This window comes from Flavivirga sp. 57AJ16 (genome assembly GCF_028736925.1).
Classification (GTDB): Bacteria; Bacteroidota; Bacteroidia; order Flavobacteriales; family Flavobacteriaceae; genus Flavivirga.
On the sequence record NZ_JAQZAT010000007.1, the window covers coordinates 135074 to 150332 of the forward strand.

General features: G+C 32.4%; 10 protein-coding genes. 9 read left to right on the forward strand and 1 reads right to left on the reverse strand.

Annotated features, from left to right (window positions below):
• Positions 1-41: 41 nt before the first annotated feature.
• Complete coding sequence (locus tag PQO00_RS09580) at positions 42-542, reverse strand: CAP domain-containing protein (protein WP_274184625.1); 501 nt, start codon at positions 540-542, stop codon at positions 42-44.
• Between the two features lie 1141 nt (positions 543-1683).
• Here PQO00_RS09580 and PQO00_RS09585 point away from each other — a divergent pair.
• The 9 genes from PQO00_RS09585 (at position 1684) to PQO00_RS09625 (ending at position 15258) form a co-directional block, all read left to right on the forward strand.
• Positions 1684-2076, forward strand: coding sequence for a hypothetical protein (locus tag PQO00_RS09585; protein ID WP_274184626.1), 393 nt, complete (start codon positions 1684-1686; stop codon positions 2074-2076).
• A 24-nt stretch (positions 2077-2100) separates the two neighbouring features.
• Positions 2101-2259, forward strand: coding sequence for a hypothetical protein (locus PQO00_RS09590; RefSeq protein ID WP_274184627.1), 159 nt, complete (start codon positions 2101-2103; stop codon positions 2257-2259).
• A gap of 856 nt (positions 2260-3115) precedes the next feature.
• Positions 3116-3643, forward strand: coding sequence for an RNA polymerase sigma-70 factor (locus PQO00_RS09595; RefSeq protein ID WP_274184628.1), 528 nt, complete (start codon positions 3116-3118; stop codon positions 3641-3643).
• A gap of 338 nt (positions 3644-3981) precedes the next feature.
• On the forward strand, positions 3982-5151 hold the full coding sequence (locus tag PQO00_RS09600; RefSeq protein WP_274184629.1) for a FecR family protein: 1170 nt from the start codon (positions 3982-3984) through the stop codon (positions 5149-5151).
• A 224-nt stretch (positions 5152-5375) separates the two neighbouring features.
• Positions 5376-8930 carry a SusC/RagA family TonB-linked outer membrane protein gene (locus PQO00_RS09605; protein ID WP_274184630.1) on the forward strand — a complete coding sequence of 1185 codons (3555 nt, stop codon included), beginning with the start codon at positions 5376-5378 and terminating at the stop codon, positions 8928-8930.
• Positions 8931-8940: 10 nt separating this feature from the next.
• On the forward strand, positions 8941-10434 hold the full coding sequence (locus tag PQO00_RS09610) for a RagB/SusD family nutrient uptake outer membrane protein (RefSeq protein WP_274184631.1): 1494 nt from the start codon (positions 8941-8943) through the stop codon (positions 10432-10434).
• A gap of 192 nt (positions 10435-10626) precedes the next feature.
• A complete protein-coding gene (locus PQO00_RS09615; protein ID WP_274184632.1) occupies positions 10627-11553 on the forward strand; it encodes an ABC transporter ATP-binding protein in 927 nt (308 codons plus the stop codon).
• 7 nt (positions 11554-11560) lie between these two features.
• Positions 11561-13888 carry a Gldg family protein gene (locus PQO00_RS09620; RefSeq protein ID WP_274184633.1) on the forward strand — a complete coding sequence of 776 codons (2328 nt, stop codon included), beginning with the start codon at positions 11561-11563 and terminating at the stop codon, positions 13886-13888.
• A 44-nt stretch (positions 13889-13932) separates the two neighbouring features.
• Positions 13933-15258 carry a hypothetical protein gene (locus tag PQO00_RS09625; RefSeq protein WP_274184634.1) on the forward strand — a complete coding sequence of 442 codons (1326 nt, stop codon included), beginning with the start codon at positions 13933-13935 and terminating at the stop codon, positions 15256-15258.
• Position 15259 lies beyond the last annotated feature (1 nt).

The window sequence follows — 15259 nt, forward strand, 5'->3', positions numbered from 1 at the left end:
AAAGCACCAAACCTATATGGTTGTATAGTGTGAATTTAAATTTATTTGTAGAACAACATTGTAAAGTAATATCTATTGTTTGATAAGGATTTTAATACTCCAAATCCAACATTCGAATAATCTTCCTCTATTACTTTTCTGTGAGATTCACTACCCAACCATGCATTTACTACAGAATTAGCCGAAGAATATCCATAAGCAACATTCTCACTTACTTTAATGGCCCCTTTGTCTTTTAACCCGTTGCTCCTATAATAAAAATAGTCATGGCTAACATTATTGGTTGAAATCATATGTTTAGTATGTTTTACAGCATAGGCAGTTGCATATAAAGTATCCTTTACAAAAACACTTTTTCCTTCTTTAGCTCTATATTGATTAATTAAATATAATATATCATTAGACATAGACCAATTATTTTGATTAACAAGAGCCAAATCTATATTATAATCATTATCCATATTTTCAACGGTGGTACAAGAAAAGATGTATAAAAAGGAGTATAAAAATATAGCCCATTTCAGTATTGTTTTTTTTGCCATAAACAAGTAGTTTGCCTACAAGTTGAAAACAAAAAGCTGCTTTGGAAAAGCATAAGTAATAAGTGGTATATATCTTATTTAATTAGAAATGGAGGTTTTGGGGTTTTATCTATTGTGAAAAGCAATTAAGGTTAGTTAAACTATATGAAAATACATATTAAAGGCATCCTTTCCGAACATTTTTATAAGATATATTTGGTAAATAAGCTGAATATATCATATCTATAATCCTTCTCTTGACTATACTGTACAGTTATTACTTTATGATTAAGGTTATTATACACTTTTTTTACATTCGATTTAGATTTTGAATAGATGACCATAAAGAAGCAATTAGGTTAATGCTTTAAACAGCAATTAAAATATTTTAAAAGTGATATTGAGCTTAAATCAATTTGAATTAAAAGTTATTTTCTTCAGTATTTTATTTTTTGTAATTATAATGTTGTTGTTTTTATTCTTTTTAATGTTTAGAGTAATAAAAGAGGAAGTTGTTAAAGAAATTAGAAACGAAAAAAGAGAAAATGGATAAAATTAAACTCTTGACGCCAAACGGAAGACGGAGAAGTATTGCAGATAGTAAACACTATAGCTATTGGTCAGTATTTATTTAAAGCCTTATAATTGGTATAACATTAATTGTTTATACTGTTCTTAAATAAAGTTAATAATAAAAGACCTTTTAAAGAGGTTGCCATAAGAATCATTTTCAGATTAAAGATAGATGTCAGTTCAAAACTGACATTTTAACTTTTTTTAACTTTTGATATTTTCTTTGATTTTTTAATTTTAACAAAATTTAAAATAGCAATATTATGCAATTTATTAAACGAGAAAATAGCTTTACACCCGCGTTTTCAGTTTGGTCAATTGGAAAAGTATTAGGCAAACTAATGCTAAAGAATATTATTTGCGGGTTTATTTCGGAACTAAAATCTACTCAAAGATTATTCTGGTTAATTTTTCCTATGCTTCTTTTGGGAATTAAATGTTTTGAATTTAAGTTTTACAGATAATCATCTAAAAAATATTCATTAAGAGACTCTTCTAAATAGTCTTATCTTTTTTATAGAAACATCATTCTTCATTCTGTTTCTTTAGACGAATACTAAGTAATAAAGTATAATTTAAAAAAATAGTCATGAAACCATTAAATACTATTGAAAAAAAGAATAATCAATTTAGAGCTAAGGCTTTTTCTTCACTAAGGTTTAAAAAATTTAAAATGGATTTCGATACTACAGGAATTCGTATACTTATTTCTGCTCGTTTTCTAAAAAAAGAAAATTATAAAATAAATGTTCAAAATGGTAGGCTTTGCCTTAAGATAAAACAACCTAAAAGAACTTTCAGTTTTAATAATAAGATATCACAATTTAAGCCTGATGAGCGATATGTTGATTTTGATATTCTACTACCCGATAAACAATACCAGCATATAAATTCAGCTTTATATCAGAATAATACGTTACGAATTCATCTTACAAAAAAGAGAAATGTAGAAAAGGCAATAGCGCTTTTTGAAGCTTCCTGAAAAATAAAATCAATCTAAGATATCATGAAAAAGTTAAGCGCAATACTCTTGATATTTTCTTTACGGTTTAGTGCAACTGCTAATGCGCAAAAAAAAGATTCCATAAAACAACCTGAAGAGAAAATAGAAGTCAATAAAGAATTTGATGAAAAAGGAAACCTTATCAGGTATGATTCCATATAAAATACTAATAATCAATATAAAAAGACTTTATTATTAGCTGAGAATATTCGGTCCAAGAAGTTCTTAGGGATCCAGTATGAAGAGCATGGTTTTTCAAATTCTGTAAAAGAGAATCTGAATAAGAACTTCATCAATTGTTTTTCTGAAAAAACAGATGAACACAGGGTTTAAGCAAGGAAAATCTGAAAGAGAATTTTTAACCTTAGATGAGTTAAAAAAGCATCTAAAACCGATTGTGAAATACCTATTCTAAAGCAAGCTTTTTTATTCAGTGCATTGACTGGTTTACGTTGGTCAGATATTAATAAATTGATTTGGAAAGAGGTCCAACATTCGGATGAACAGGGTTATTATATTCGCTTTAAGCAAAAAAACAAAGGCTGTCAAACACATCCAATTCATTAATCAGTGAAGATTTCGAGTTTTCATGTAAAAATGTTTTAGAAACTAAGAATATATTAGATAAGTTAGTTGATAAATATCTAGATGATTATAATATTGTTATATCTCCTCTCAATAATAAAATTTCAACATTATCGGTTGCTTTATTAGCCATAAAAAATGAGAATGTTCAAGTTTGCTATGCTTCAGCTAATCAATATAACATAAAGTCATATTCTAAAAGTTCTAATTACTTTTTTTTGATAATTAACCCCTCAGATAGATGCAGGGGGTATTAAATTATTATACAAAAAAGTATTATTCAGGCAAAAAAAAGGGGGCCTTAAAAGCAAATTGCAAAAACTGTTTTGAATACATATCATCCTACATTCATAAAAATTGAATTCTTTTATTTAGATTTGGGCGGGGATTAATCCATTTGTAAAGCGCAGAACACAAAATGTATAAGTTGACCTTGAAAGAATACAAAAGTCTTTTTAATAAGCTATACACCTCGTTGTGCCTATTTGCCAACAATTATTTAGAAAACCTAGAAGTTTCAAAAGACATCGTTCAAGATGTATTTATAAAAATTTGGGAGGACAAAATCGAATTTAAAAATGAAAACACCATCAAGTCTTATCTGTATACATCAGTAAAAAATAAATCCTTGGATTATCTTAAAAGCAAGCGAGTCAAAACAACCGATCATTTTTCAATAGATGAAATGGAACAACTTGAAACAGAGCCCTTCTTTTTAAGGGAGGTAGTCATTCTAGAGACCTCCAAGATTATTGAAGAGGCTATCAATACCCTCCCAAACCGTTGCGCACAGGTTATAAGGTTAAGCATTAAAAATTATTCAAATGCTGAAATTGCCGAAGAGTTGAATCTTTCGGTCAACACGGTTAAGGCTCAAAAAAAAATCGCTTACAAACGTCTCAAACCCCTCTTAAAAGATTATTTTATTCTTATTGCCTTCATTTTCGACGCTGCCAATTAGACTTAAATGTTTAATTGGAAAATACCAACCTACATTTTAATTCTGTGGTAAAATTAAGGTAATTGATGGTGATGGACAGTGGAGCATCCCCCTAGCTGAGCGTTTTGGGATGCGCATGATAAGCAATTGGTGCCGATTTTCAAGGAACTAAAAGTCAGCCCTGACTTTTTTGGTTCGTTTATGTATCAAAACAAAAATGGCATAATGAAAATAACGCGTTTTTACTTTAATCAATTCCTTAACAAAAAGGCTGAAAACAAAAAATTTCAATTTTTTTTAACCATTTCTTAACCCACTTTGAACAGTTTATCGTCATAGCTATAAATAACCAATGTGGCATGAACTCCATTTTTAATAATATTATAACACTTTCTAAACGTGTAGCAACATCGCTATTGCGTGATGAGCAACCTACAGATCTACAGAATTCAGAGTTGTTTAATGATCAAGACAAACAATATATTCTAAATAATTTAACAAACAATGAACCCATAAAGCAACGTCTTAATCTAGCAAATCAAATAGATAAGGAGGCCGATTGGAAAAAGTTAAGATCTAAAATGGATATTCCAGTAGTGAAAATATATTGGAAATACGCCGCTGCTGCAACCATAATCATTGCCCTGACCTCAACCTACTTCTTGAGAAACACCTTATTTAATAATGCTACCGAACCGACATCACCAATCATCGTGAACAACCAAATCCAACCAGGTAAAGACAAAGCAACCTTAACTTTGGAAACAGGCGAAAGTGTAGCACTCGAAAAAGGCATAACCTACCAAACCCAAAACGCCAAAAGCAACGGAGAAGAAATCGTATATGAAGCTGGAGATAAAAGTACATTTGAAATAGACTATAATACATTGACCATTCCAAGAGGTGGCCAATTCCAAGTAACCCTTTCGGACGGTACCAATGTATGGTTGAATTCCGAAACCCAACTAAAATACCCTGTAAGTTTTACCGACGGCTTAAGCCGGCAGGTAGAGCTTGTTTATGGTGAAGCCTATTTTGATGTGTCACCAAGTACAGGGCATAAAGGTTCTGACTTCAAAGTGTACCATAACCAGCAGGAAGTAAAGGTATTGGGCACGGAGTTCAATATTAAGGCCTATAATAATGAAGCAAATATCTACACAACCTTGGTAGAAGGTAAAGTGGAGATAAACACACAATTGGGTAACAATACTTTGTCACCGGGAGAGCAGTCGGTTTATAACGCAGTAAATAATACGATAAAAGTAACTTCGGTTGAGATAAGGCCAGAGACAGCATGGAAAGAAGGGGTATACATATTTAAGGACAAGGGTTTAAAGAACATTATGCAAACATTGTCCCGTTGGTATGACATGGATGTGGTATTTGAAAACAAGGAACTAGAAGATATCAAGTTTATTGGCTCACTATATAAAAACCAAAAAATTGTTGATGTTCTCAATGATATCAAGAGTTTTGGAGTTATCAAAAATTATAACATTCATAATAAAACTATAACACTTGAGTGAATGAAAAATAATTTTAATACTTTTTAAAAAAAGAGAAAAGTATTAGAACACAAATATATCGATAAAACAAAAAAGAGAGCGAAGTCAAACATTTGGCGATGGATCAACTTCGTCCCTTTTCAAAGTATTAATTAAAACAATGTCTAACTAACACAAGCAAATTTATGAAAATTAAATTAACTATTGCCCGTTCTCTCTCTCGAAAACGGCTACTCTTAACGTTTATGAGAACATTTATTTTCTTATTGTGTACAACTGTTTTTAGTTTCAATATAGAAAATAGTCTAGCACAAGAAAAAGTAACTATAGACCATGACAAAATACTTTCGGTAGACGAGGTCTTCAACATTATTATTGACCAAACCAAATACAGTTTCATTTATCCAGCAAATCTATTTAAAGATGCGCCAAAAGTAGAAGTTAAACAAGGTAAAATAAGTGTAGGTAAGCTGTTGCAGAAAACTTTGCCAAAAAATGAGTTTAATATAATATTGGGAGTAAATGATCGTATTACCATAAAGAAAAAAAGCGAAAGTCAACAAATTTCTGTTATTGGTAAAGTTGTCGATGTAAAAGGCATGCCTATTCTAGGAGTTACAGTGCTTATAAAAGGAACAGCACAAGGTACATCTACCGATTTTGATGGTAGTTTTAGAATTTTAATTCCAAACCCGGAAAATGTTTTGCAGTTTTCTCACCTTGGTTATAAAACTCAAGTAGTTGTTATTAGAGATCAATATGATATTAAAGTAGTTTTAGAAGAGGAAGCCAGTGAATTAGAAGAGATAACGGTAATTAGTACTGGTTATCAAACCCTTAAAAAAGAACGTGCTACGGGTTCATATGTTAAGCCAGATATGAAAATATTAAATTCCCGAGATGGTGCTTATACAGATTTGGTGAGCAGATTAGAAGGCACAGTACCAGGGCTTACTATTATTACTGGTTTTGATGCAGAAGTTGCAAATCCAATAGGTAATGGTGTTACTAAGCGAAACAGTATTATTAGAGGAAGAAATAGCCCGCTTTTAGACTTTAATCCGCTTTATGTTGTAGATGGGGTGCAAGTTCCTTATTTTGATATTGTAAATTCTGAGGATATTGAGGATATAACAGTATTAAAAGATGCCGCTGCCACTGCGGTTTGGGGTGCAAGAGCCTCTAATGGTGTCATTGTAGTAAACACAAAACGAGGTAAGAAAAATGATAAAATACAGGTTAACTATAAAACCTTTTTTAACTTTCAAGGAAAACCTGATTTTGATTACGATCCTGTATTAAGTAGCGAGCAATATATACAAACGGCAAAAGAACTTTTTGCTCCAGATATTAACAGTTGGGGTTCATTGGCAACAAGGTTTGTAGCACCTCACGAACAAATACTTTATGACCAGTATCGTGGTATTATATCAGAGCCTGAGGCCAATGCACGTTTAGATAGTCTAGCATCTATAAATAATATAGATCAAATTAAAGACCTTTGGTACAGAAATGCCTATAGTTTAGGGCATACCATGTCAGTATCAGGAGGAAGCAAAAACTATTCTTTTTATGGAGCTTTAGCCTATAGAAGTTTAGTAAACAACCAACCAGGAACTAAAAATAACACCTATAATTTAGCCCTAAATCAAGATTTTCAACTTAACGACAATATTAACATAGCTTTAAATACATCTATTTCAAATAGTGTTTCAAGTAGAAAAAATTCACTTTCCATTGGTAATAGAGCATTGCCTTATCTGTTATTTAAAGATGCGAATGGCAACGATATAAATATGCCATATATGTTCGGGTGGTCTGAAGATGTTCGTTTGGAATACGAACAATTGGGTGGCATTAATTTAGATTACTATCCTCTAAAGGAAATTGATTACAAGCATGGTAAAAATAACAATTGGAACATTAATCTTACGGGTAATTTAGATGTTAAAATAATGAAAGGGTTGCGTTTTCACGGGACTTATGGTTATATTACAACTCCAGGAACATCTACTAATTACGAAGATTACAAAACTCTTAGTAAAAGAAAATTTATATTAAGTATGGCGATGGCGCCGCCATATGTGCCAGAAACCACCTATTTTTTTCCAAATACACAAGGTACAACACAAGCACCTACAGGCGGAACATACATCTCATCTAATATAGAACAGCATAATTGGACAGTTAGAAATCAATTAATTTATTCTACAAGTCTTCGAAATGAAAAAGATTTTCTAAATATCCAAGTAGGTCAAGAAGCTAATGAAGCTCTAACAGTTAATAAAACAAGTGTTTTAGAAGGTTATGATGAGCATCTGCAAACCTATGCACTAATAGATTATTACACAGCTGCAAACGAGTATATATATCCATCAATTACAGGTTTTGGGGCATATCAAACACCTCCTTTTACCTTTGATGAAGAAAAATCGCGCTTTACGTCCTTTTTTGCTTTAGCGGATTATTTGCTCAACCATAAATATGGAATTAACTTAAGTTGGCGTAGAGATCATAGTAATCTTTTTGGCAACGATAAATCAACGCAAAACAAACCTACTTATAGTGTTGGTGGTAAATGGATTCTTGGTCGAGAGAATTTTATACAAAATGTTGAGTGGATTAATGAAATGGCATTAAGAACAACATTTGGTGTTTCTGGTAATTCCCCGTTTGCAGGAACAGCTACTTCCCAAGATGTTTTAACAGCACCTTTCTCTATCCCTGTAACAGGAAATTATTTAAATCTTTCTGGAGCTGCAAACAAGAAGTTAGGATGGGAGATTACCAAGACTATAAATACAGGACTTGATTTTTCAATATTGAAAAACAGAATTACTGGAAGTCTGGATTTATATTGGAAAAAAACAACAGATCTATTAGGGACAGAAAGACCCAATCCGTTCACAGGGTTTAGTTCAGGCATTCTTTCAAATATTGGAAATGCTACCAACAAAGGAGTTGAACTGTCGCTTAGAACACATAATGTAAAAACAGATAATTTCAACTGGATTACCAATTTTGTTTTCAGTCATAATAAAAATAAATTGGATTCCTATTCGGGAGCAAGTTCATATTACAGTACAACTAATGGAAGAATATCTGCCCCTTATGTAGAAGGATACTCATTAAACCCATTATTTGCATATCGTTATGGAGGGTTGGATGAAAATGGAAATCCTCAAATCGAGCTTTCCGATGGTACCAAAACCACAGACCCTTTTGGAGATGAGTTGACTATTGATGATATCTTGTACATGGGAAGTACGGTTCCTAAAGTTACTGGAGGATTAACAAATATTTTCTCTTACAAGGATTTTTCACTAACAGCAAACATCATTTACAATTTTGGACATGTAATGAGAAATGACGTGAACACTTTCTTTACAAGTCGATTAACTGGAGGCACCTCTTTTAGCGGCAATATATCGACTTCTTTTTTAAATAGATGGAAAGAACCAGGAGACGAAGGGTTTACAGATATACCACGTTATTATGCCGATTCTTATGATGATTACATTAACCGTAATACACAATACTATACTTTGGCAAACACCAATGTTTTAAGTGCTTCTTATGTAAAACTACGTGATGTTACACTTACTTACAGTCTGCCACAGAAGGTTACAAGTCAATTAAATATTCAAGGATTGAGTTTTAGTGCTCAAGTAAGTAATTTTTTGCTTTGGACTGAAAACGATGAGGGAATTGATCCGGAATTTCATGAATACAGATATGGTTCAAGAACTCTTCCTCCAAGTAACCACCCGTTTAATTTTAGTATGAATATTACATTTTAAAAACACAAGCATGAAAAAGTATAGCAACAAAATATTTTTTTTATTACTAACATGTTCAATATTGGTCTCTTGTAACGATGACTTTTTAGATATTGTACCCAAAGGCTCTCAAGTAGCTGGATCTACTGAAGATTATGATTTATTGTTGAATAATCCAACTTATTATTTTCATAGCACGGGAGGTTGGCAGGCACCTAGATGGATGGGAGATGAAATAGCTGCTGATGCCCATGATGTTTATAGCTATGATATACAAGCGAAATTATTGTTCCAATGGGAAGATGAAATTTACCCAACAGAAGATGATAGAGCATGGGATTTAAGAAATGGTCTTTCAAGAGTATATACCTTAAATAAGGTTATTAATCAAGTTATGGGGGCTGAAGAAGGAACCGAAGCAGAAAAAATGGCATTACAGGCCGAGGCTAAATCGAATAGGGCCTTTGAATATTTTCAATTTATTAACTTCTATGCAAAGCCATATTCGGCATCAACAGCTTCCAGTGATTTAGGCTTTCCTATTATAACAACTCCTGATATTTATGAAAATAACTTTACCAGGGCATCTGTTCAAGAAGTATATGACTTTATTATTGAAGATTTAATGTCATCAATTGAATATCTTCCAATGGAACGTTCATTTAACACACGTTTTACAAAACCTGCCACTAAAGGGTTTTTAGCAAAAATTTATATGTTCATGGGTAGGTTTGATGAGGCTTTACCTTTATTAAATGAAGCTTTTGATGATTTGAGTTCAAGCACAAACCCGCCATCCCTTTATGATTATAATGTAGAATATGCTGCTGGGGGATCGTTTTTGCCAATAAGTCCATATGATGGACCTAATGGTCCAGGCAATGACCCTTATGATTTTCAGGAATCTGTTTTGGCAAGGGTTTGTTATTCTGGTCCCTATAGTGGAAATGGAGCAGGTAATGAAGGGCTTGTTTTAAGCCCTGAAGCAGCATCTCTTTATGAAAGTAGTGATTTACGCTTAAATGTATATTCAGATACTTATGGGGATTATAGTTTAGATATTAATCCTAATGGGGTCCTAAGAAAATATGGAATACTTTACACGCGTTATGGCTTGGAATTATCCGAATTGTACTTATTGCGTGCTGAATGTAAGGCTCGTTTAAATGATTTAAGCGGTGCCGTTGCAGATGTGAAATTTTTAAGAGAAAAAAGAATGCCTGTTGCAGATGCAGAAGTTCCAGCATCAATTGTCTCAGATCAGGTAGGTCTCATTAAATTCATATTGGAGGAACGAATTCGGGAGTTTGCTACAGAGGGCTACCGTTGGTTCGATATGCGCAGGTTGTCTGTAGATTCTAACACAGAATTGGCTAACACTGTTAAATATACACATAATTTGTATGATTATGTTGATGGGGAAACGGTTGTGTTGGAAACATTTACTTTAAGACCAGAACGACTTACGTTAAGAATTCCTCAAGCATATATTGACCAAAATCCAAATATGGAAAATAATCCATAATGGGTTAACATGTTCATAATTCAATAAACTCTAATTAGAGTATAAAAACTTTTTATGGCTCCTCTTCATATAGAGATAGAGGAGGGGTCATACTTTGAATTATGGATTTTCATTTATAATAAAAGTTTCATTTACATTTTACATTACTTGAATAAAGTAATCAACTATTAATTATAATCTAGAAAAGATTTTATGGAAAATGCTTTAGTAAAAGTTGAAAACTTATCCCATAAGTATAGCATACAATGGGCTATTAAAGATATTAATATCAATATAGACTCTAAGGGTGTGTATGGTTTGTTGGGTTCTAATGGAGCCGGAAAATCTACAACTTTAAATATCATGAGCGGGGTATTAAACCAAACCGAAGGAGAAGTATTTATTAATGGAATAAGTATGTCTAAAAATCCAATTGAGGCAAAAAAGCAATTGGGTTTTATGCCTCAAAGCCCTCCTCTTTATTTAGATACTACTGTGGGCGAATATATTACAAATTGCGCTCGTTTACGTAAAATTCCTTTTAATCAAGTAAAACAATCTGTAGATGAAGTTTTAGAAAAATGTGCTATTTCACATTTTAAAAATCGTTTAATCCGAAATTTATCAGGGGGCTACAAGCAACGTGTAAACTTAGCTCAAGCCATTATTCACAAACCATCGTTTGTTATTTTAGATGAACCTACGAATGGCTTGGATCCTAATCAAATTCTTGAAATTAGAAAGCTAATTAAAGAAATTGCCAAAGAACATGCGGTTTTATTATCAACACACATGCTTAGCGAGGTTCAAGCTATTTGTGATGATATTCTAATGATTGAACAAGGAAAGATGGTGTTTTCAGGGAAAATGGAAGATTTTGACAACTATTTGGCTCCAAATAGTGTATTTGTTCGCTTATTGGAAAGACCTTCTATTGATGAATTGATGGAAATAAATGGCGTTGAAAATGTGGAAGAGCTTGGTGGAGCAAATTATCGTTTGATAATTTCTGATTTAAACGGTGCTACTCAACGTATTGTTCAAGAAAGTGTAAAAAGGAATTGGAATTTGGATGAAATCAGAGTTGAAAAGGTTTCTCTAAACGATGTTTTTTCCGAATTGTCTAAATCTAAAAGCTAAAAAAAGTATGAAAACAATATTTCAAATTGCCAGAATGGAACTTCAAAAAATGTTCTACTCTCCTATAGCATGGTTAGTGCTAATTATTTTTGGGGTTCAAGCTGGATTATATTTTGCGAATGGTATAGATGGATTGGTTCGAACAATTGCTTTAGGACGAGAAGTTGGAGATTTAACCAACAGTTTATTTAGTGCTAGACGTGGCTTTTTTAATACTTCCTTATCAAACATTTACCTCTATCTCCCATTGGTTACCATGGGATTATTGAGCAGGGAGTTTAGTTCCGGTTCCATAAAACTATTATACGCATCGCCTGTATCAAACGCACAAATTGTGTTGGGTAAATTTCTTTCCATGATGCTATTTTCTTTAACATTAACTTTAATTATGTTTTTCCAAGTAGTGTATGGAGCTTTTGTTATAAAAGACTTTGATTTTGGATTGATATTTACTTCTTTATTGGGTTTCTATTTAGTATTGTGTACATACTCTGCAATAGGTTTGTTTATGTCATCTCTTACCTCATATCAAATTGTAGCCGCTATAGGGACTTTTGCTGTCTTCTTTATTTTAAGTTATTCCGGTAGAATGTGGCAGGACATTGATTTTGTTAGGGATATCACTTTCTGGCTTTCTATTAATGGTAGAGCCCAAAATATTATAAAAGGGCTAATTTGTAGTGAAGACATTTTGTATTTTATTTTAGTAACTGGTTTATTTTTAGCATTCACCATATTTAGATTTAAAGGAATTAGAGAAAACAAATCTAAATTAACTGGGTTTTTAAGATATTCCGGGGTCTTCGTTTTAGTTGCTCTTTTAGGTTACTTAAGTATGAGACCTTCTTTAATGAAATACTACGATGCTACCCGAACTAAGGTAAATACACTCACTGTAAATAGCCAAGAAATAATGGACAAAATAGAAGGTAAGGTAAAAGTTACCACCTATGTAAACTTATTTGGAAACTATTTTAGTTTTGGAGCTCCTAGTGCAAAAAATTATGATTTGGAGCAGTTCGCTCCTTATTTAAGATTCCATCCTAACATGGAATTTGAATACAAGTACTATTATGCTATTCCTGAAGGTCGCGCCTTAAAAAACTACAATAGTACTTATAAAGGGCTTACCCTTGAAGAGGCCGTAGATAGAATAACAATAAGCTATGGTGTTGATAAAGATATTTTTAAACCTGCTTCTTATTATAGTGATGAGATAGATTTAAAATCGGAGCTAAACCGATTTGTAAGAAAAATTGAATTGGAAGACGGATCATCTGTTCATTTAAGATTGTATGACGATGTAGGTGTCCATCCATTTGAATCCAGAATGTCTGCAGCATTTAAAAAATTAACAATGAAACTACCTCAAGTAGGATTTGTTACAGGTCATGAAGAACGCAGTATAAACGATCTTGGAGCTCGTGGTTATCATAAGTTAACCATGGAAAAGCCATTTCGTCATTCACTATTAAACAATGGTTTTGATTTTACCGAATGTTCACTATCAAAACCCATAAATGAAACTATAGACATTCTTACCATTGCCGATTCTAAAACAGTTTTTTCCGATGAAGAGCTCAAAAACCTAAATGAGTATGTGGACAGAGGAGGTAATTTACTTATAGTTTGTGATTTAAACAGGCAGGATATCATGAACCCTTTAGTAAGGCCATTTGGAATTGAATTTATGAAAGGACAAGTGGTTGAGAGAAATGAAGGGTACGATTTAGACTTGATAACCAGCGAGTTAACTAACGAAAATAGCACCCTCTCTTATCATTTTGAAGAAATGAAAGAGAAAGAACAAGTTGTCTCAATGCCAGGAGCAGTTGGAATTAATTATGAAGAAATAAGTAATTTTAAATATACTCCAGTTTTACATTCAGATGTAATGACCAATTCTACGATTGATTCAATAGGTTCATGGAACGAGTTACAAACTACTGATTTTGTTGACGATATAGCTCAATATAATGCAGAAGAAGGTGAAATTAAAGGGCCACTAACAACAGGTTTGGCTCTTAATAGAAAAGTAGAAAATAAAGAGCAACGGATTATGATTTTAGGTGATGCAGATTTTTTGAGCAATGATGAACTCTCAAGAAGAAGAAACGAAATAGCTGCCAGAAACTTTAACATGGCAACTGGTATTTTTCATTGGCTTTCAAACAATGAAATCCCTATAGATGCACGTCGCACAACACCGCCAGACGATGAAATTTCCACTCAAATAAATGATATTTCATTTATTAACTTATTATTTAAAATAATCATTCCTGCAATATTAGCCATTGGTTTCTTACTAATCTGGTTACGCAGAAAAGGTAGATAACAAAATTAAAAGGTGCATACTAAAAAGTATTTAAAAAAGTATACATGGCATTTAAAGTAGACAACCAAACCATAAGTGACTTAAAAATCATTGGCAACAATAAAGGCAATGATATTTACGGTTTGTTTAACAAAACCAACACAAGAGGTGGTGCAGAAATCCTAAAGGATATGTTTAAGTATCCATCTTCGAAAGAAGAGGAAATTATGCATAGGGTAAATACAATTCGGTTCTTTAAAGAAGAAAAGATTGAATTTCCTTTTAACAATGCCCTTTTTGATACGATTGAATTTTATTTAAGTAATACCGACGAACGCACACGACTCACCCATCATCAAGATAATGTAAAGCGTAAGTTTGAAAGCATTATTGGATCAGACACAGAATATCAACAAATCAATAAAGGTGTTTCAGATACTTTACAATTTATGGTCGATTTAAACCATTTTGTTTCAGCAATAGAAAACAAAGCTTTAAAAAATAATTTTCTGAAAGATGTAAACAAGGTTAAAGAAATTTTAGATTCGTCAGATTTAACTTTTATAAAGGATATAAATAGCGTTGGTAAACTTTCATACGATAAAACAGTTGAGTACGACCAATTATTCCGTTTTACCATTAAAGAAAACATTTTAAAATTACTTCATTATGCTTATGAAATAGATGTTTTCATTTCCGTTGCCAAAGTGTCTGAAAATTTAAATTTTGCCTTTGCAGAAATAAACAAAAATGACAGGAATGTTATTGAGATGCAAGGTGTATTCCATCCATTAGTACCAAATGCCGTACCCAATAATATTACTATTGATGAAAACAACAACATGATTTTCTTAACCGGTGCTAATATGGCCGGTAAGTCCACCTTTATGAAAACCTTCAGTATTGCTGTTTATTTGGCACACATGGGATTTCCAATACCAGCTGAAAGCATGCGTTTTAATATCCAAAACGGCATGTTCACCACCATTAATCTTGCAGATGATTTAAACATGGGTTTTAGTCATTTTTATGCGGAAGTTTCCAGAGTAAAAAAAGTAGCAGAAGCTGTAAATACCAATGACCGTTTAATTGTTGTTTTTGATGAACTCTTTAGAGGGACCAATGTAAAAGATGCTTATGAAGCTACCGTGGCCATTGTATCAGCATTTGCCACTAAACGAAAATGCACATTTATAATCTCTACGCATATTGTTGAAGCAGGAGAAGATTTGAAAAAATTAAGAGACAATATTAAGTTTTTATACCTGCCCACAATAATGAAAGGTAAGACTCCTAAATACACCTATACCATTAAAGAAGGTATAACAGAAGATCGTCATGGAATGATCATTATTCAGAATGAAAAGATTTTGGACATTTTAAAAAATTAAA